This is a genomic window from Vibrio sp. R12-SG2-ISO1 (assembly GCF_059834045.1).
Map to the genome: position 1 here is coordinate 16150 of NZ_JCBDGO010000024.1, position 18135 is coordinate 34284.

The following is an 18135-nucleotide window of genomic DNA, read 5'->3' on the forward strand; positions in this document are numbered from 1 at the left end:
TCGATATGATGCGGTTTTCTGCGGCCATGATGGCCACGGTGTTAAGTTGTGTAACCTGGGCGGCGAAGCCGGAGTTCGTGACTCTTTATTTGGATGCGGATAGGACAGGGCACCTTGAATCGGCGCAGTCGATTGAACAAGGTGTGAAAGTGGCACTGGCGGAAGTCGATAACCAACTCAACGGCGTACCTGTGCGCTTTGTTGTGCGTGATCACAGAGGCAACGTCAAACGCAGTAAACGCCATATAGATGAGTTTTTGCGCGATGCCAATGCCTTAGTGTTTGTCGCTGGGATGCACTCTCCGCCGTTGATCAAATACCGTGATTTTATTAACCAGCAAGGCATATTGACGTTAGTGCCTTGGGCTGCAGGAACGCCAATCACGCGTTCGCTCGAAAGCGATCAGAACTTTATTTTTCGACTCTCTGTCGATGATTCCAAAGTGGGCGGATTTCTTCTCAACGTCGCCTTTGAGCAGGGCTGCTCTGTGCCCCATCTAGTGCTGGAAAACACCGGCTGGGGCAAATCAAACTACAAAGCGATGATGCGCGCGTTGCCCAGTGATGTGGATGCTGAGGTCAAGGTTTCTTGGTTTGACTGGGGCATACAAGCGTCAGACGCGCGAAACATCGTTCGCCAAGCGCAGCAGGACAAAGCGCAATGTTTGCTTTTGGTGGGTAACGCTCGTGAAGGCAAAAATATTGTTGATGCGGTGGCCGAGCTTAATGCCTCCCTGCCCGTGTACAGTCACTGGGGAATAACCGGCGGACAGTTCGCGCAAAATGTGCCGTTTGAGGTGCGAGAAAAAGCGCAACTGACCTTTGTTCAGTCTTGTTTTAATTTTTACAGCAACGCGCTCACGCCATTCCAAGCAGGGGTGTTTGAGCGTGCAAGCCGCTTGTTTCCGGAGCAGTTTACATCAACCAATATTCAAGCGCCGGCGGGTTTTGTCCATGGTTATGACCTGACACGCGTTCTCATTGCTGCAGCAAACCACATCGAGTGGCAACAGGAGATGCCCGACAATCGACGAGCGTTGAAAGTCGCCCTAGAGTCACTAGAGACGCCAGTGCAAGGCTTGGTCAAACGCTACCAACACCCGTTTAGCCCTATCTCTAGGGAGAATATGGATGCACATGAAGCCTTATCGGCACAGAATTTGTGTATGGCGATGTATGACGAGCACGATGGCGTCAAATTGCGTTTGACCGACTCTGAGTAGCAGGCAACAAATAACAATAACAACGAGGGATGCATCAAAGCAGTTCCCGAGGAGCAATATAGTGAATCCAGTTTGGTTAGGGCACGCTCAATGCTAAAGTTTGACAAAAAAAATGGCATGCAACTCTTCACCCTGTTTATCTTGTTGGGAGCGAGTGTCTTTTTTCTCACCAGTTTTTTGTTTGTTCAGCATCAAGCACAGCAAACGGCGCAAGTGGTGATTAACGAGAGTTTAAAAAGCAAATTTTCCACGTTAGACAGTTATCTCAAGACCTATTTAGAGTCGAGACGAGATCGCTTAGCCAACATCGTTGAGCAGCCGATTCTACTAGGCGCTGTGTTGGAGGGCGTTGCGGACTCCGCGTCCTTCTCGGATAAGTTGGCGCGCTTCAAACCGGTTGATTCACAATCTTTCGTCAACGTGTATGACTTTGTGGGTGATAAAGTTTACTCCGAAATTGTGTTACCGCAGGCGGTGAGCACGTTTATCGCTCAGGAAGTGGCGAGTGGTCAGTTGCTCGAGTCGGTCTCCTATTCAATTTTTTCTCATCATGACGCGGATTTTCTGCTCGTAACCCTACCTGTCAAATACAACGGTTACTCAGAGGGCATCGCCGCCTACGTCACGCCTCTAGAGGGCACGGAGTTTTTCAGCGGTTTTGGCCATGATGACGCGCGATGGTTTGGCATCCGCCAAGCGCAGTTTGATTGGCGTATGGCCTCGCCTTTCCCTTGGGCCATCGCCGAGCGCCCGATTCCTGATACCACCTTTACCTTGCTCTACAGTTATTCACCGAGTTTGGTTGAAGATGTCAAACGAGAGTTTGTGCAAAGCCTATTGACCGGGATGATTACCGCGACCGGTGTGGCGCTCTTTGTGCTCTATTTTTTGGGGCGTAAGGTGCTGGTCTCGCCATTTCAAGCGTTATATCGCTCGGAGCAGCAGCTACTGCGCCAATCGGAAGAGCTCAAAAGAAGAGAGGCAGAGTCTGCACGCTTAGCTCGGGTCGCGAAGTACATGCGTGATGCGGTGGTATTTACTGATCTGAATGTCAATGTGTTATGGGTCAACAGTGCTTTCGAGCGTTTAACAGGCTATCAGCAGCAAGAGTTGATCGGTAAGAAACCCGGTGATGTCTTGCAAGGGCCGCTTAGTGACCGAGAGGTGATCAGCCAGATTCGCACTGCAATTCATAACCGAGAGCAGGGCTTTTTCGAGTTGGTCAATTACAACAAAGCGGGGCAGGCGTACTGGATTGAACTTGCCTTGACGCCACTGTATGACAAAGATGACAAGATTGAGGGCTTTATGGCGGTCGAACGTGACATTACTGAACGCGTTGAGCTGCAAAAGTCACTCAAGCAAAAAGCGCAGGAAGCCAACGCGGCCAGCGTCGCCAAATCGAAATTCCTTGCCGCGATGAGCCACGAATTGCGCACTCCAATGAACGGGATTTTAGGGGTGGGTGAGCTGCTGCAACAAGGAGACCTTACTGACGAGCAGCACGAGTACATGGCCACTTTGCTCGATTCCGGTCAACATATGCTGGCGGTACTCAATGACATCCTCGATTTTTCTAAAATTGAGGCGGGTAAGCTGAAATTGGTGGCAACGGACGTAGAGCTCGTGCCTTTTGTTGCCAAGTTCAGTCAGCTTTATCAGCCGTTATGCGAGGAGAAAGGGCTGAGTTTTCGTGTCGATAGCACCCTACCTGCGGATTTAGTCATTCGGGTAGACGAGACCCGATTAACCCAGATATTGCAAAACTTGCTCGGCAATGCCCTCAAATTTACCGCAGAGGGCGGTATTGCTTTGTCTTTGTCACTCTCTGACTCATCCGAAACGATGCAGATCCGCGTCAAAGACAGTGGTATTGGCATCAGCCAAGGCAAGCAACGGGTGATTTTTGCGCCGTTCAGTCAGGCCGAGTCGGATACTACGCGCCGCTTTGGCGGTACTGGGCTTGGTTTGTCTATTGTCTCTGAACTGGTGGGCGCAATGGGCGGTGAAATACGAGTAGAGAGCGAGCTCGGCCGTGGCAGCGAGTTCATTGTCACCTTACCGATAACACGCGCCGCCGCGCAGCAAGAGTCGGTGTCTACTGAGGCCGTCGTCAGTGATTACTTGGGCGATGGAATGCGCGCCTTGATTGTCGAAGACACGCGCATGAATGCCTTGGTGCTGTCTCGGTTTCTTTCTAAGCTCGGGTTTGAATGCGAGGTGGCGGTCAATGGGGTTAAGGCAGTAGAAAAGGTCAAGTCTGAGCACTTTGAGGTGATTTTCATGGACAACCACATGCCAGAAATGGACGGCATTCAAGCCTCTCAAATTATTACTCAGCTTAATCTGCAAACCCCGCCAGTGCTGATTGGTTGCACCGCCGACGCGTTTGAAGAGACGCGAGAAAATATGATTGCCGCCGGTTGCCAAGAGGTGATCACGAAACCGATCAATTCTCAGCAGCTTAATCGAGTGCTTGCTCAGGTGATGCCCAAGTAGAAACAGCGGTACTATTTTCCGCTGTACATGCGCTCGAAGTTTTTCACATTCCAACCGATCATGTAACGATCGCCGATTTTCAGTACCGGTAAGGAGCGAGCGCCAATGGCGTCGAGCTCTTTGCGACCGCGCTGCATTTTCGCGTTGGTCAAACGATATGGGTAACCTTTCTCTTCCAAGTAGCGTTGAGCATCTTTGCAGTGCGGGCACTTATCTTTGACGTAAAGCACGAGGCGTTTCATGGGGTTTCTCCAGTGAGGTTGATCGCGATGAGTGTAATGAAAAGTCAGTGAATGACAAGGGCGAATAGGCTAGACTAGCGCCTTTTCGTCAACTCGGTAGAGCGATGAGTATCAATCCCGCATTAAGGTATGTGCAAGGTTATCCGCCACATATCGTTGATCAAGTGGCGCAACTGGTAGATTCCGGCAGACTGGCGACCTGGTTTCACCAGCGTTACCCTAACAATCACACCATTAAGAGTGAAAAGGCGCTGTTCGATTACACCATGGCGTTGAAAAACCGCTATATGAAGAAAACCGCGCCGCTGAGCAAAGTGGTGTACGACAATAAAATCCACATCATCAACAATGCGCTTGGCCTTCATACCTATGTGTCGAAAGTGCATGGCGGAAAAATCAAATCAAAGAATGAAATTCGCATCGCTCGCGTATTTCGAGAGGCACCTGAGCCGCTATTGCGCATGTTGGTGGTGCACGAACTGGCGCACTTGAAAGAGAAGGAGCACAACAAAGCCTTCTATTCGTTGTGCTGCCACATGGAGCCCGACTACCATCAACTGGAACTCGACGCTCGATTGTTTATGATTTACCTCGAGACCCGAGACGAGCCAACGAACTAGGCATAAATGCCTTGTTGTTGATCACTCACTACACGTTACGCATTACAGATCATGGCTACACACCGTAAAGATTCGCACCCTTCGACCAAACGTGCGCCGAAAACAATAAATAGCGCTTCTCAGTCTGAGCCAAAGCATCGCTCGAATCGTGAGATGACGTTTATCAAGCAGCCAAGTAAGCCGGGATTACATCCTCGCAATAAACACCAAGGACGCTATGATTTTGCCGCGTTGGTCAACGCGCTGCCTGCGCTGAAAGCGTATGTCATCACCACCCCAGCTGGTGACAAGAGCATTCCATTTTCTGACCCTATCGCAGTGAAGCTGCTCAATAAAGCCTTGTTGGCGCATCACTACCAAGTCAGTGAGTGGGATATTCCTAAAGGGTATCTCTGCCCGCCTATTCCAGGGCGTGCTGACTACATCCATCGTCTTGCTGAGCTGCTTGAGGCGGATGTGCCTGAGGCGAAACACGCGAGTGTGCATGCGTTAGACATCGGCGTTGGCGCTAACTGCATCTATCCGATCATTGGCGCGGTGGATTATGGCTGGTACTACGTTGGTAGTGATGTGGACGAGGTGTCGGTGGACAATGCCAACCAGATCGCGAGCGCCAATGCGGTGTTGAAAGGCAAAATTGAAAGCCGATTGCAGCGTGACTCTCGGTTTGTGTTTAAACACATTATCGCCAAAGGCGAGCATTATGCGCTGACGACCTGCAATCCGCCGTTTCATAAATCCCTTGAAGAGGCGCAGCAAGGCAGCGAGAAAAAACTGGCTAATTTAAGTCGCAATAGGACCAAAAAAGGTAGCAATAAGGCCGCGGTCGCCGCCGCCAATGCACCACGACACAAAACGCAGAAAGGTTCGCCTATACTTAATTTTGGTGGGCAGAAAGCGGAACTGTGGTGTCCGGGTGGTGAAGCCGCGTTTGTGAAAAAGATGGCGTTTGAAAGTCGAGATGTGGCATCGCAAGTCCTTTGGTTCTCCACCTTGATCTCAAAGAAAGAGAATGTCCGTTGGCTGCGTAAAAATCTTGAAAAAGCCGGAGCGCTGGAAGTGCGCGTGGTTGAGATGAGCCAAGGGCAGAAAGTGAGCCGTTTTATGGCTTGGACGTTTCATGATAAAGCTAAGCGCGCCACTTGGTTTGATACCAAACCCCGTTAACCACTGATACCAATAGATGAGGAGGGCATATGGAGTTTGAGATTTATATGCCCTGTGAGCCCAGTTGGATTTGCGATAGCTTTCTTGCGCTGTTCGCGGTGCTGCTGTTGTGGGGACTGGGTTATTTTGTGCTGATTTTGTATCGAGAATACAAAAAAATTCACAAACGAAAATGATCAGTTTATCCGTTCGAGAGCGCTTCTAACTGCTTACGATACTTCTCTTCTAATGCGCTGTTCCCGGCGCGCTCTTCCAACTCGACCAGTAGGGCCAATGAGGCTTGTTGCACGCCAAACTGCTGGTGGAAGTTCATCAAGCGTATTCGCGCCGATGTGTATTCACCTTGCTCTATTTCAAGTTTAGTCAGGCGCAGCAGCGAGGTGACACGGCGCGGGTCGTGATCCAATGTGCGTTTGAAATAACCCATGGCTTGTTCGGGTTTGCCCGCTTTCAATGCACAGAGTGCCGCATTTTCATAGCTGGCGGAAATCAGGTAGTAGTAGGGCTGCTCAATGGCGCGATTAAACAGTTGATCAGCCTGAGGATAGCGCTCTTGTTTGCATAAAAACGTGCCGTAGTTGTTCATTACATTACCGTTTCTCGGGTGCTGTCTCAGCGCCGTTTTATACAGTTTTTCAGCGTCCGCTTCTTCACCAACTTGCTCGAAATAGTGCGCCATCGCCAATTGTGCTCGGTAATAACTCTTATCGTGCTGAAGGGCTTTTTCCAGATTTTCGCGGGCTTTCACCATATCACCCTGCTGTAAGTAACCCATGCCAAGGGCTAAGCGCGCATCGGCTTTTTCTCGTGGGTTGGCATTGAGCTCAGGTTCAGCGTTATTGTCCACCGTGACACAGGCAGAGAGAAGTAACACCAAAGGAAGGAGAAGGGTACGCATATTCGTTCAACTTTTGTGGTTCAGTAACAGATAACAAGCTTGTGCTTTTTTATACCTGATCCCATCTGGTGTTTGCGCCGATGAGTGAGACTCTGCGAGGGGTTTATCAGTTTCTGAGTGTGGGCGGAAAAAGAATGCGAGTGAGGGCGCGCTTGCGCCCTCGTATTCGGTGACAGGGTGTTGCCCTAGACGCGTTAATCGTCTTTGGTGAAGTTGGCTTCGCTGAAGTGATCCAAATCGTATGGCGTTTGCTGGTAGACGCAGTAGTTCAACCAGTTGGCAAATAGCAGGTGTCCATGACTGCGCCAACTTGCGCACGGTTTGTTGTCAGGATTGTTGTTGGGGTAGTAGTTGACCGGAATCGCCGGTTCCATTCCCTCACTCAGATCGCGGATGTACTCATTGTGCAGGGTGTGTGAGTCATACTCTGGATGGCCCGTCACAAACACATTGCGCTTATCTTTGGTGGCCGCCAAGTAAACGCCAGCCACGTCTGAGGTGGCCAAGATGTCGAGATCCGTATGCTCGGCGAGATACTCCGGTGAGAAATCAGCGTAGCGAGAATGCGGTGCTAAAAAGGTGTCGTCAAAACCACGCAGAATGGGGTGAAACTCATGATGAATTTGATGTTGATACACACCGGAGAGCTTCTCTTTGCGAGTGCGCTTAGGCAAATTGTAGAGCAGCTTTAATCCTGCCTGTGCGGCCCAGCAGACGTATAAGGTCGAGGTGACGTGCTCTTTCGCCCAGTTCATGATGGTTTTGAGGTGGTCCCAGTAAATCACGTCTTCAAACTGGACCAGACCGAGCGGCGCACCGGTGATGATCAAACCATCGAAATTGCGTTTTTTGATCATCTCAAATTGTCGGTAAAAGTTGTCTAGGTGCTCGGTTGGCGTATTTTTACTCGGGCGATCATCAATGCGCAGCAGTTCAATATCGACCTGCAATGGGCTATTGGACAAGAGGCGTAAAAATTGCGTCTCTGTCTCAATTTTTTTTGGCATAAGATTGAGGATCAACACCTTAAGTGGACGAATCTCCTGCGTAGAGGCACGCGATTCGCTCATGATGAAGATATTTTCCTGACGCAGTACATCAGTGGCAGGCAATTGATCGGGGATCTTAATCGGCACAGCTTTCTCCCTAAGCTCTATTATGGACGTCTATACATCTAAACTTACCCGAATCAGTATGAGATGTCGATAGCATTTTTAGGCCAAATTGGTTTACTATCTGCGCCTCGAACTTGGTGAGACTATGTCGGTGCAGCCACAGACAAATCAGCGGACATCGGCCGCAAGGGAGTAATAGAGCGGTGAAATTGACCTTAATTCGTGGTCTGCCAGGTTCTGGCAAAAGCACTCTAGCGAAAACACTGCCAGCGGTGCACCTTGAAGCGGATATGTATTTTATCGCTGACGATGGCGTTTACCGCTATGACAAAGCGAAAATTTCCGATGCGCACGAGTGGTGCCGAGCTGAGGTCAAACGTGCGCTGACCAACAAGCAGGACGTGGTTGTCTCCAATACTTTTGTCCAGCGCTGGGAAATCGCGCCGTACTACCGCCTCGCCAAGCAATTTGGCGCTGAGTTTGTGGTGATGGAGTGCTCTGGGCAATTTCAAAATATCCACGGCGTTGAGCGCAGTACAATCGAACAAATGAAAAAACGGTGGCAGACATGGCAAAGCGATCGCCCGTTGTTGAAATGACCTCTTACGGTATTTACGACCAATGGGACTCCAAATCAAAACATCTTCCTAAAATACAAGCGTTTACCACTAAGGTTCCGGCTGACGAGGACGTTGAGTTTGGCTTTATCGTCAACATCAAAAAAGCCAAAGGTGCGTTGATTGAGTTTTGTATCGATCATCCCGGTATCTTAGGCAAAAAAGGCCAGACGCTAGCGCCTTTCACCGGCGAGTTGCACGTGGGCAGCAACGATTGGGATTTCTACTTGGGCGATACGATTCAACTGCTTCATCCAGACGGCGGTTTGGAGTCGAATTTGGGGCGTTGGCACATGAGCATCGAGATGGACGGACGCGTGATTGCGCAAAAGACCTTCGATGTGTATGGCCGGGATGAAAACGAGTTTTGGCGCCGCCGAGGTTTTTAAACGCGGCGCTCAAACGTTATCGCGGGTTAGATATCACGGCGATGTTCACGCAATGCACGCCAAGCCATGAGGCTCCAACCCAGTGCTTGCACCCACAGCAGTGCGTATTGCTCCGCGACTTGATGCCATTCTCCGCCCATCTGGTTTAAACGCAAGAATGCTTGGATGGCGGGCGTACTAGGAAAAAGCTGCGATAACCAAACGATGCCATCGGGAATCGCTTCGAGCGGCCAGATAAACCCCGCACTAAAAATCAGCGGCATTGAGCTGATTAGTACCACTAATGTCACCAACTCTCGTCTTGGTACTACCGTACCTAGCCAGATGCCTATCGCGCAGGATGCCAACAAGAAAGGCAGCAATAGAGTGACAAGATCGGCAAGGTTTGCTAACTGCGCGACGCCGTGCAAGCGAAAACTCGGCCCGAAGTAATAACCGCTTAGTACCAAGTAAATACTCGTCAGCAGTACCATTCGCCCCCCCATCAAGGCGAGAGGGCTGACGTTAGACCAATAGCCACGACCATGTTTCTGTGTGCCTTGCATCAACCCGGCCGCCATCGCCAGCGTTTGCTGCAAAATCAGCACAAACACCGCAGGCACCACGTAATCGACATAGCCCATTTGCGGGTTAAAAGTGGGTTTGAGGTTGAGCTTAGTTGGCGCAAAGTGATTGGCCGCTGCGCTCAGTGGCTCACCATCAACGAGCAATTTCGCCACTGTGGTTTGCGCCGCTAGTGTGCCACCCGCTTGCGCTAAGCCTTCGACAATGGTGCCGTAGACCAAAAAGTACGAGGCATCCCCCGCGTAAGCCAAGGTCGGGCTTTTACCTAACATCAGATCTTTATAGAAATGCTCTGGGATCACCAAAATGCCGCTAATATCGCCACTTAAAAAGGCTGCTTTGGCCGCTTCTATGCTTGAGTCACGCCGTAAGATGTGCACTTGGGGTGTCGCATCTACCATGCGCTCTAGCTGATAGCTGGTTTGGCTTTTGTCCAAGTTCACCACGCTGATGATTTGCTCGCGTGGGGTTTGGTAAGAGTAGGGCATCGGGTAGAGAAACGAGTAAAACACGACGCCACCAAACACGGTGAGAAGTACCACAGGATTATGCAGCAGCGCCTTTAGCTCCGCTTTCAGCAGTGCGGTAAACGTCATGACTGGTGCTCCTTAAGTTCGGCGCGCGCGTGTCTGTTGGTGTCATCTGCAGCGTTAATAGCACTGTTGAGGTGCTTGCGAGCGAGAAGAAGACACAGCAGCGCTGGCAGTAGGTAGCCAAGCAGTGGCGTCAGATGCATCAATGTGGTGAGCGCCGATGCGCCATAGCTGACTTGGCTCACCTGCGCTTCAATGTAGTGACTGATGGGCAAGAGTGAGCGCCAAGCTTGGGCGAGCGGCGACATGTCAGAGACCGGGAAAGTGATACCCATAAAGGCAAAACTTGGCGCAGTAAACGCGCCGGCAAAGCTCATCGCTCTCGCGGGATCTAAGGTCAAAAAGAAGAACACACTGCCCATGGTCATACACGCGAGTATGGTCGGCACTTGCGCGGCGAACAACACCCTAAGGTCGCCTTGCATTGGCCACTGTAAGCCCGAATAAAACCAGACTAAAAACGCCACGCCTTGCAGCCAAAATAACGGAAAGTAGGGCAGTAAAGTGCGACACAGCGCCACGCCCGGCGAAGGCGCTAACCAACGTACCAGACCATGATCGCGTTGATTGGCGGCCAGCACTAACAGCGTGCTGACGACAATGACGATTTGCCACAGCGCAGGGATGATGGCGCTGACTAAAAACTGGGCGTAATTGGAATTCTTATTGAACAGCGGGGTGACCTGAGTCGAGACGGGCACGGCGTTGCCCATCGCAGAGAGTAGGGTTGTATTGCCATCGGTGAGACCCGCGAATGTGGCTAACTGCGCATTGAATGTCCCATGCGCTTGGACAAACGCGGCGTTCATCAGTTTGCCAATCAAGATCGCTTGGCTGTTGTAAAACACACTGACTTGCGGGGCGAGCTGTTTCATCGCGTCTTGTTCGAAACGGCTCGGGATCATTGCGTAGGCGTAGATCTCCCCCTGTACCAGTGCTGCTTTCGCCTCACTGGGGCTTTGAAAATGACGCGTCACTTGCATGGTTGAGGTGGCGTCATAGTCGCGTTCGAGTGTGTAAGAGAGCGCACTCTTGTCTAGATTGACCACACCAATAGGCAGATCGCGCGCGATACCTTGGGAAAATATCGACCAGATACACCAAGCGAGTGCGAGGGGAATCCAGGTCAAGCTAGCGAGGAGCCACCGATCACGCGTCATGGTGGCCCACTGCTGCGCTATGGCTTGGCGTATCATCATTGCGCGCCTTGCGAGACAGCTGAAGGGGTAATTTCCACAGCGAGACTCATACCCATCCTCAAGCCTTGTACGGGCTCGCTTGGTCTGGCTTCGACTTCAAAAGTACGTAAATCAAACCCTTGGCTGGCATCGGTTGAGCGCCAAGTGGCAAAATCACCCATGACGGCGACATGGCTCACGGTGAAGGTTATCTCTTTATCCAACGCAGGAACGTAAGCGTCAAATTGTGTGCCTTTGCCAAAGTGGCGCAGGTAATCTTCACGAACGTTAAACACGGCCCACATATCTTCGGTATCAAGCACAGTGACAACGGGAAAGCCTTGCGGCGCTAACTCGCCGCTTTGCAGCAGCACCTGCGAAACCTCGCCGTCAAACCAACTGTGAATTTGGGTATCTTGCGCGTAGGCTTCTACTTCGGCAACCGCACCGGCGGCCATGCGCGCTTTCTCTGCGGCGGCGACTTTGGTCTCGCTACGCGCACCTTCTTGCGCCATTTGATACATCTGGTAAGCGGCACTTTCCGTGTATTTTGCCGCGTCCCATTGGGTTTTGGCTTCGTCGCGTTTCTGCTCTGCCACCACGCCATCATTAAATAGGTTATTGACTCGAAGATAGGTTTTTTCCATCAGATCGGCGGCGGCTTGCGCTTTGAGCCATTGATCTTTTGCGGCTTGGATTTGTTGTGCACGCGCGCCTTTTTCCGCTTCTTGAGCCAGTGCATCGGCGGCTTTTTCTCCGGCCTTAGCTTGCTCTAATTTTGCCGCGATTTCAGGGCTGTGCAGGGTGAAAATGAGCTGCCCTTTAGTGACATTGTCACCTTTGCGCACCAGCACTTGATCGATACGCCCTGGTACTTTTGACGAAATGCTGTATTGCTGCGCTTCAATCTGGCCTTGCAAGCGAACTGGCTGAGGCTGATAGGCGTCGTAAACGCTGTAGCCGACCCAAGATGTCAGAGCGATTGCAGCTGCGGTAAGCAGGTAAGGTTTGGCTTGGTTCATCTTTGATCCTTAACGATTCGACAACGGGATGGCGTTATATTGATACTGTTTAAAACTGTCCATTTCACTCGACAGAGCCAACAACTTGGACAGTGACACAAGGTATTGAAAACTGGCGGCTGCTTTTTGTGTTTCAACACTGGCAACATAGAGCTGGGCATCGACGACATCCGTTGACGTCGAAAGCCCTTGCGAAAAGGCTTTTTCGCGCAGTTTGAGATTCTCCTGCGCCAGTGACAAGCTGGAATCGAGCCCCTGGACCTCTTCTCGCGCTTGCTGCGCTTCCAGATAGGTTTTCTGGACCAGAACGGAGAGATCTTGTTTCGCCTGCGCTTTGAGATATTTAACCTGAGACACCGCACTGTGCGCCGCTTTGACCTGCTCTGAGCGGCCGGAGGTGTCAATCAGTGGCACATTGACCCCAACACCCACGAGCCACTCGGGTTTCAACTGACTTGCGAGGGAATCATCCTCATACAAGCTGTAGTCGCCGTAAAGGTACACTTCTGGGTAGTAGCGGCCTTTTTCCGCTTTGATCAGGCTGTTGGCTTGCTTCTCTTTGGCGTCAAGCAGAGCGAGGCCTGGGTAGGTGGCTAACGTGCGGTCGATAAACAGATCCAGTGGCGGCAGGTTTGGATTTATAAACAAGTGGTCCGAGGGCTCGACACCGTCGGTTTGGTTGAGAATTTTCGTCAGCGCCGCTTGGGAGATATCGAGATCCTTTTGCGCCTTCTTGCGCTCAATCACGGCTTTGTCCAGGGCGGATTCCGCTTGCAGTCTTTCGACGCGGGCGATTTGCCCTTGCTGTTCAAGCTTGAGTGCGTTGTCTCTGTGTTTGGTTAACCCAGCTTCGACCAGTTGTCGGGTGTGCAGTACGTCTTGTGTCAATAAAACGGAAAAATAGTATTTACTGAGATCTTCAAAGCGCGCTTGGGTTTCCATTGCTAGCTCACTCTTTGCCTGTTCGCTTTTCCCTTGCGCGGCGCTTTGCGCGGCATCGATGCGACCGCCAGTAAAGATTGGCCAAACAGCGCGAATGGAGGAGGAGAATATGTCGCGCTCGGTGATGGTAGAGGTCACGCTGCCGAGCTGTGAGACCAATCCACCTAAGGTGGGGCCAAGGTTGGGCATCGTTGCCCCTGTGCTGTCAAAGAGCTGCTCACCAGACAGGGTCACGTCGGTATCGAGGCGTGTGTAGTTGGCGCCTAGAGTGACAGACGGCAAATTTAGGCTATCGGTCGCTAAGTGCAGCGCTTGATAGCGGTCAACATTCGCGCGCGAGGCCGCGAGTGAGTGGTTCTCTTGTTGGAGCAGCGTCCACGCTTGTTCAAAACTGATCGGGGCAGCGTGCGCCACGCTAGACACTGCGCCGCAACAGGCGAGCATCAAAGCTAAAGGGCGAATAGGCATGACGTGTGCGGTCCTCGCTTAAATGATAGTGATAAATTAGAGTCTATACTCTAATTTTTGTTCAAGCAATCCATCTATGAGGTTTGATGCGTAAGGAAATTAATGCGTAAGGAAAGAAAACGAGGGCGATAACGCCCTCGGGATAACACAACATTCGAATGACTACTGCTCAATCTGTTTTGGCGAACCTTTCAAGGCTTGTACCAGTTTGACCAGTAGTGGGCTGAGTAGCACGAGCGCGGCGAGCACGGTAAAGGTGAAGGTGATAGGGCGTTCCCAAAGGAAGCTCAGCTCACCATCGCTAATCATCAAAGCGCGGCGTAAATTCTCTTCCATTAAGCCACCAAGGATAAAGCCAAGCAGTAGCGGCGCGAGTGGGAAGTTGGCTAAACGCAATGCGATGGCACCAACGGCAATCAGCAACATGATGAACACGTCCATGGTGTTAAACGAGACCAAATACACACCGGTTATCGAGAAGAATAAGATCATCGGTAGCAGCACGGTGCGCGGCACCGCCAGCAGGCGTGAAATGTAAGGGATAAGCGGTAAGTTCAAGATCACTAACACGATGTTGCCAAAGTACATTGAGATAATCACCGACCAAAACACATCTGGATGCTCGACAAACAAACGTGGCCCCGGTTGAATACCATAGGCGATCAGCGCACCAAGCATGATGGCGGTGGTGCCCGAACCCGGAATACCCAGCGTTAACAACGGCACAAACGAACCACTGGATGCGGCGTTGTTGGCCGACTCCGGCGCCACCAGACCACGAATGCTGCCTTTACCGAACTCTTCACGCTTCTCTTTTGGTGCTAAGTTTCGCTCCATGCCATAGCTAAGGAACGCGGCAATGGTTGCCCCTGCACCCGGCAATACACCGGTGAAAAAGCCCAAAATGGAAGAGCGAATCGAGACTGGCGCCACTTCTTTGATCTCTTCCTTGGTTACTTTCATGCTGCCGATGTCGCTCATCTTACTCTGCTCTTCGTCGCGGGTATCTTGCTCCGGTTTTAGAATACCCATTAAAGTTTCACCGAGTGCAAAAGTGGCCATGGCAAGCAGAAGGAAGCTAAAGCCATCCATTAAATCAGTTAGGCCAAAGGTGAAGCGTTCAACGCCGACGCCTTTATCAATTCCGACGGTAGAGAGCATCAAACCGAGGACCGTCATCATCCACGCTTTGATCACTTGCCCTTTGCCAGCAAACGCCGCAACGGCGGAGAGGCCAAGCAGCATCAAGGCAAAATAGTCGGAGGATTGGAAACTCAGCGAGACGCTCGCGAGCGCAGGCGCGGCAACCAACAGCATAATGGCCGAGAGCGTACCGCCCGTAAATGACGAGTAGGCCGCAAGCGCTAGGGCTTTTCCTGCTTGACCTTTTTGTGCCATAGGATAGCCATCAAACGCCGTCACGACGGTGGATGAGCAGCCCGGTGCGTTAATCAAAATCGAGGAGGTGGAGCCGCCAAACACCGCGCCGTAGTAGACGCCCGCCATCAAGATCAGTCCTGATGAGGGATCGAGTCCGTAGGTGATGGGGATCATGAGGGCGATGGCTGAAATCGGGCCAAGGCCAGGAAGCATACCGATAAACGTACCGACAAAACAGCCGACGATGACCATCATTAGGTTCATCGGCATCACTGCGGTCGAAAGACCTTGTAAAATTCCGTCTAACATGGGATTTCCTTACTGATTACGACCACATAGTGAAGATAACGCCCGGCTCGAGATAGATATCCAGCCCTTGGGTAAGAAGAAGATAAAACGCAATCACAAACGGGAATGACGCGCCAAACAAGACCGCTTTGCGTCTTTCGCCAAGCAGGTAAAAGCCGGCGAGTAAGAAAAAGCCCGTCGCCAAGACAAAACCAAGGTAGGTCAGGCCGACGCCGTAAAGCGCCATCAGGGCTAAAAAGCCAATCAGTAACTTCCAGTTGAAATCCAGTACAGCGCCACTTTGGCTGTCTTTTTTGCCCATCACTAGCAGCAAGAGTGCCAAGCCAATACCGGCAAACGTCAGCAGTGTGGGTAGGGTACGCGCGGTAAAGGGTTCGTATTCATCACCCGGAAACATCGGGATCTGGGTGGTTTGGTAGCCGTAGCATAGGCAGATAATCAGAAATATCATCGCACCAACACGATCACGACATAGCAGGTTCTCTTTGCTAAAGAAACTGCCTTGGTTGAAAGAGTTCGTTGGTAAGTCCGACATAGCCAACTCCATTTGAGTCATCGAAACGCTGCATCAATCGAGCCATACTGAGTAGAGGCTGGATACGATGTGCGTTGGATGAAGTAGAAAAAAGCCGTACTAGAGGGTTAATGAGCAACATATTCACTAACAATGGCCTTTCTCTCTAAGTGGAATTTGGAGTGAAAGGCCAACTGTTCAACACAAACAGCGGAGATTGTCTAAGGTTCTCAAGTACGGCGAAAATAAAGGTGGTAGACCCGCTACCGACCCAAACATGGCGGCGTATTACTTGAGGAAGCCAAGCTCACGCATCAAATCGCCCATCTGCTTCTCTTGGTCTTCAAGGAAAGCGTAGAACTCTTTGTCCGCTTTGTAGTTGTCGATCCAACCATTACGGTCACGCACGACTTTCCACTCATCGGTTTGATACATTTTGCTGAGGGCGGCATTCCATTCATCAATCTTCGCTTGGCTTGCGCCAGGGGCTGCGAAGAAGCCACGCCAGTTGGCAAAGACTGTTTCGTTGCCATATTCAGTGAGCGTCGGAATATCCGGCGCTGCGTCTAAACGTTTAGGCGCTGTCACCGCGAGGATTTTAACTTGGCCAGATTTCGACATCTCCAGCACTTCGCCAAGGCCGGTAGATAAGAGCTGTGTTTCACCAGAAAGCAGCGCGGCCATGGCTTTGCCGCCTGCATCATAAGCGATGTAGCGAACGGTTTTTGCGTCAAACCCTTCACCTTTAAAGGCGGCTGCGACCACTAAGTGGTCCATGCTGCCGCGTGCAGAGCCGCCAGCGATTTTGACTTTACGTGGGTTAGACTCAAACTCTTTAACCACATCTTCCCAAGTGTTGTAGCCCGAATCGACCGATGTCACGATGGCGCCGTAATCGGCAATGGTCGCCGCGACGGGCGTGAGATCACGGAATGATTGCGGGAAAATACCGGTCAGAGAGCGCACCACGATAGGGGTGGAATTGACCATCAGAGTGTCTTCTTGACGCTCAGCGGTTTCAATCAAATGCGCAATGGCTTTACCGCCGCCGCCACCAGAGAGGTTTTGGAACGAGACGTTGTCGACAATCTCAGATTTGACCAACACGTCACCAGTGCCACGCGCCGTCATATCCCAGCCGCCACCGGCGCCACCTGGGATCAGAAAGTGGATTTTTTCCACATCCGCCGCCCATGCACTGAATGAGAAAGACGCAGCGATGATCGACGCTGCAAGAGTGGGTTTGAGTACCTTAAACATGATTCACGTTCCTTATATAGGCAGAACTTCTCTTTGGAAGTCTCGTTATGGTTATGGGTTATCTCACCAAAGCGAGCGCTGTTATCGAGCCTGGTCTTGCTAGGCGATACCAGTACCTGCTTGTTGGATGCCTTAAGGTTAATGAGATGTTACAAATCTGTCTGCGTTGCGCGTATAAAAATAATATTGGGCATAAAGCGAATTAAGTTCATAAAGTTCACGGATGTCGATGGGGGTGTTTATTATTCAACATTGTCGACACTGAGTGATTTTGTGGCAGTAAAAATGGGCTTTTACTTATACCTTAGTCTAAATTGTCGACAATGTGATTGATTGTCGACAATTTGAGCGTTATGGTGAAAACATCAACGAACACCTCCAACACTCTGCGGAGGGCGTCACCCAGAAATGATTGAGAGACCGATGAACATCGCTAGAGAGTTTGAACTCGCCAACAGCCCAAGCAAAACGAAGCCAGCTACTGAAAATACCAAATCCCTGACACTCACCGAGAGCCTTGTCGAGGACATTGTCAGTGGTGCGATTGCCCCGGGCAGCAAAATATCGGAGCCAGAACTGGCGAAACGATTTAACGTCAGCCGCGGGCCTTTGCGTGAGGCGATTATGCGTCTTGAAGGGTTGGGATTGATAGAGCGTATCCCGCACGTCGGCGCGCGCGTGATCACCTTCTCACCGGAAAAGCTGATTGAATTGTACGCAGTACGCGAGGCGCTCGAAGGAATGGCGGCCAGATTAGCCGCGCGCCACATGACACCACAAGACATTGCCGGTCTTGAGCAACTGCTGAATGCTCACTCTCATCATATTGAAGAAGTGGAAGGCGCGTCCTACTTCCACCAACACGGCGATTTTGATTTCCACTACCGCATCATTAAAGCGAGCCGCAATCGACACCTTATCAATTTGCTGTGCAATGAGCTGTACCACTTATTGCGCATGTATCGCTACCAGTCTCCGCGCGCGCAATCGCGACCAAAAGAAGCGCTGGCGGAGCATCGACATATCCTCCAAGCGATTGCCAACCGTGACGAAGAGTTAGCGGAAATGCTGATGCGTCGCCACATTTCAGGCAGTCGCCTTTTGATTGAACAACAAATACTCACGGACTAGAGGA

Annotated in this window: 18 protein-coding genes; 8 read left to right on the forward strand and 10 right to left on the reverse strand. The window is 51.2% G+C overall.

The window, feature by feature from the left end; all coding sequences use genetic code 11:
- The first annotated feature begins 5 nt into the window (after positions 1 to 5).
- Both AC6R10_RS16855 and AC6R10_RS16860 read left to right on the forward strand, forming a co-directional pair.
- Positions 6 to 1223 (forward strand): ABC transporter substrate-binding protein, encoded by a 1218-nt coding sequence (locus tag AC6R10_RS16855; RefSeq protein ID WP_500672989.1) that lies wholly within the window; start codon positions 6 to 8, stop codon positions 1221 to 1223.
- 90 nt (positions 1224 to 1313) lie between these two features.
- A complete protein-coding gene (locus AC6R10_RS16860) occupies positions 1314 to 3722 on the forward strand; it encodes an ATP-binding protein (RefSeq protein WP_500672990.1) in 2409 nt (802 codons plus the stop codon).
- Between the two features lie 11 nt (positions 3723 to 3733).
- On the opposite strand, the gene AC6R10_RS16865 is transcribed toward AC6R10_RS16860, so the two are convergent.
- The gene (locus tag AC6R10_RS16865) at positions 3734 to 3964 is read right to left on the reverse strand and encodes a glutaredoxin family protein (protein ID WP_500627129.1); all 231 of its coding nucleotides are present in this window, start codon (positions 3962 to 3964) and stop codon (positions 3734 to 3736) included.
- A 110-nt stretch (positions 3965 to 4074) separates the two neighbouring features.
- On the opposite strand from AC6R10_RS16865, the gene AC6R10_RS16870 reads away from it, so the two are divergent.
- The 3 genes from AC6R10_RS16870 to AC6R10_RS16880 all read left to right on the forward strand — a co-directional run bounded on the left by AC6R10_RS16870 (position 4075) and on the right by AC6R10_RS16880 (position 5927).
- A complete protein-coding gene (locus AC6R10_RS16870; RefSeq protein ID WP_487903131.1) occupies positions 4075 to 4584 on the forward strand; it encodes a M48 metallopeptidase family protein in 510 nt (169 codons plus the stop codon).
- 153 nt (positions 4585 to 4737) lie between these two features.
- Positions 4738 to 5751, forward strand: a complete 1014-nt coding sequence (gene rlmF / locus AC6R10_RS16875) for a 23S rRNA (adenine(1618)-N(6))-methyltransferase RlmF (RefSeq protein ID WP_500673010.1) — start codon at positions 4738 to 4740, stop codon at positions 5749 to 5751.
- A gap of 29 nt (positions 5752 to 5780) precedes the next feature.
- The gene (locus tag AC6R10_RS16880; protein WP_334550487.1) at positions 5781 to 5927 is read left to right on the forward strand and encodes a hypothetical protein; all 147 of its coding nucleotides are present in this window, start codon (positions 5781 to 5783) and stop codon (positions 5925 to 5927) included.
- A 5-nt stretch (positions 5928 to 5932) separates the two neighbouring features.
- Here the strand turns inward: AC6R10_RS16880 and pilW are convergent, their stop codons facing one another.
- Both pilW and metA read right to left on the reverse strand, forming a co-directional pair.
- Positions 5933 to 6649, reverse strand: coding sequence for a type IV pilus biogenesis/stability protein PilW (gene pilW, locus AC6R10_RS16885; RefSeq protein WP_500627127.1), 717 nt, complete (start codon positions 6647 to 6649; stop codon positions 5933 to 5935).
- 194 nt (positions 6650 to 6843) lie between these two features.
- Positions 6844 to 7785 (reverse strand): homoserine O-acetyltransferase MetA, encoded by a 942-nt coding sequence (metA, locus tag AC6R10_RS16890; protein WP_334550485.1) that lies wholly within the window; start codon positions 7783 to 7785, stop codon positions 6844 to 6846.
- 182 nt (positions 7786 to 7967) lie between these two features.
- Here metA and AC6R10_RS16895 point away from each other — a divergent pair, with 182 nt between their 5' ends.
- Positions 7968 to 8363 (forward strand): ATP-binding protein, encoded by a 396-nt coding sequence (locus AC6R10_RS16895; protein ID WP_500672991.1) that lies wholly within the window; start codon positions 7968 to 7970, stop codon positions 8361 to 8363.
- Positions 8333 to 8770: a DUF3859 domain-containing protein gene (locus AC6R10_RS16900; protein ID WP_334550483.1), complete on the forward strand. Its 438-nt coding sequence runs from the start codon at positions 8333 to 8335 to the stop codon at positions 8768 to 8770. The genes AC6R10_RS16895 and AC6R10_RS16900 overlap by 31 nt, the downstream gene beginning before the upstream one ends.
- A 26-nt stretch (positions 8771 to 8796) precedes the next feature.
- On the opposite strand, the gene AC6R10_RS16905 is transcribed toward AC6R10_RS16900, so the two are convergent.
- From AC6R10_RS16905 to AC6R10_RS16935, 7 genes are all read right to left on the reverse strand, one after another.
- Entirely contained in the window at positions 8797 to 9930 is a 1134-nt protein-coding gene (locus AC6R10_RS16905; RefSeq protein ID WP_500672992.1) for an ABC transporter permease, read from the reverse strand.
- Positions 9927 to 11126 (reverse strand): ABC transporter permease, encoded by a 1200-nt coding sequence (locus AC6R10_RS16910; RefSeq protein ID WP_500672993.1) that lies wholly within the window; start codon positions 11124 to 11126, stop codon positions 9927 to 9929. Before AC6R10_RS16910 ends, AC6R10_RS16905 begins: the two co-directional genes overlap by 4 nt.
- On the reverse strand, positions 11123 to 12127 hold the full coding sequence (locus AC6R10_RS16915) for an HlyD family secretion protein (RefSeq protein WP_500672994.1): 1005 nt from the start codon (positions 12125 to 12127) through the stop codon (positions 11123 to 11125). The genes AC6R10_RS16910 and AC6R10_RS16915 overlap by 4 nt, the downstream gene beginning before the upstream one ends.
- A 9-nt stretch (positions 12128 to 12136) precedes the next feature.
- Positions 12137 to 13537 (reverse strand): TolC family protein, encoded by a 1401-nt coding sequence (locus AC6R10_RS16920; RefSeq protein WP_500672995.1) that lies wholly within the window; start codon positions 13535 to 13537, stop codon positions 12137 to 12139.
- A gap of 162 nt (positions 13538 to 13699) precedes the next feature.
- Positions 13700 to 15226, reverse strand: a complete 1527-nt coding sequence (locus tag AC6R10_RS16925; RefSeq protein WP_334550474.1) for a tripartite tricarboxylate transporter permease — start codon at positions 15224 to 15226, stop codon at positions 13700 to 13702.
- Between the two features lie 16 nt (positions 15227 to 15242).
- Positions 15243 to 15761, reverse strand: coding sequence for a tripartite tricarboxylate transporter TctB family protein (locus AC6R10_RS16930; protein ID WP_500672996.1), 519 nt, complete (start codon positions 15759 to 15761; stop codon positions 15243 to 15245).
- A gap of 267 nt (positions 15762 to 16028) precedes the next feature.
- Positions 16029 to 17000: a tripartite tricarboxylate transporter substrate binding protein gene (locus AC6R10_RS16935; protein WP_334550472.1), complete on the reverse strand. Its 972-nt coding sequence runs from the start codon at positions 16998 to 17000 to the stop codon at positions 16029 to 16031.
- A 423-nt stretch (positions 17001 to 17423) separates the two neighbouring features.
- Between AC6R10_RS16935 and AC6R10_RS16940 the strand changes: the two genes are divergently transcribed.
- The gene (locus AC6R10_RS16940; RefSeq protein ID WP_500672997.1) at positions 17424 to 18131 is read left to right on the forward strand and encodes a GntR family transcriptional regulator; all 708 of its coding nucleotides are present in this window, start codon (positions 17424 to 17426) and stop codon (positions 18129 to 18131) included.
- Positions 18132 to 18135 lie beyond the last annotated feature (4 nt).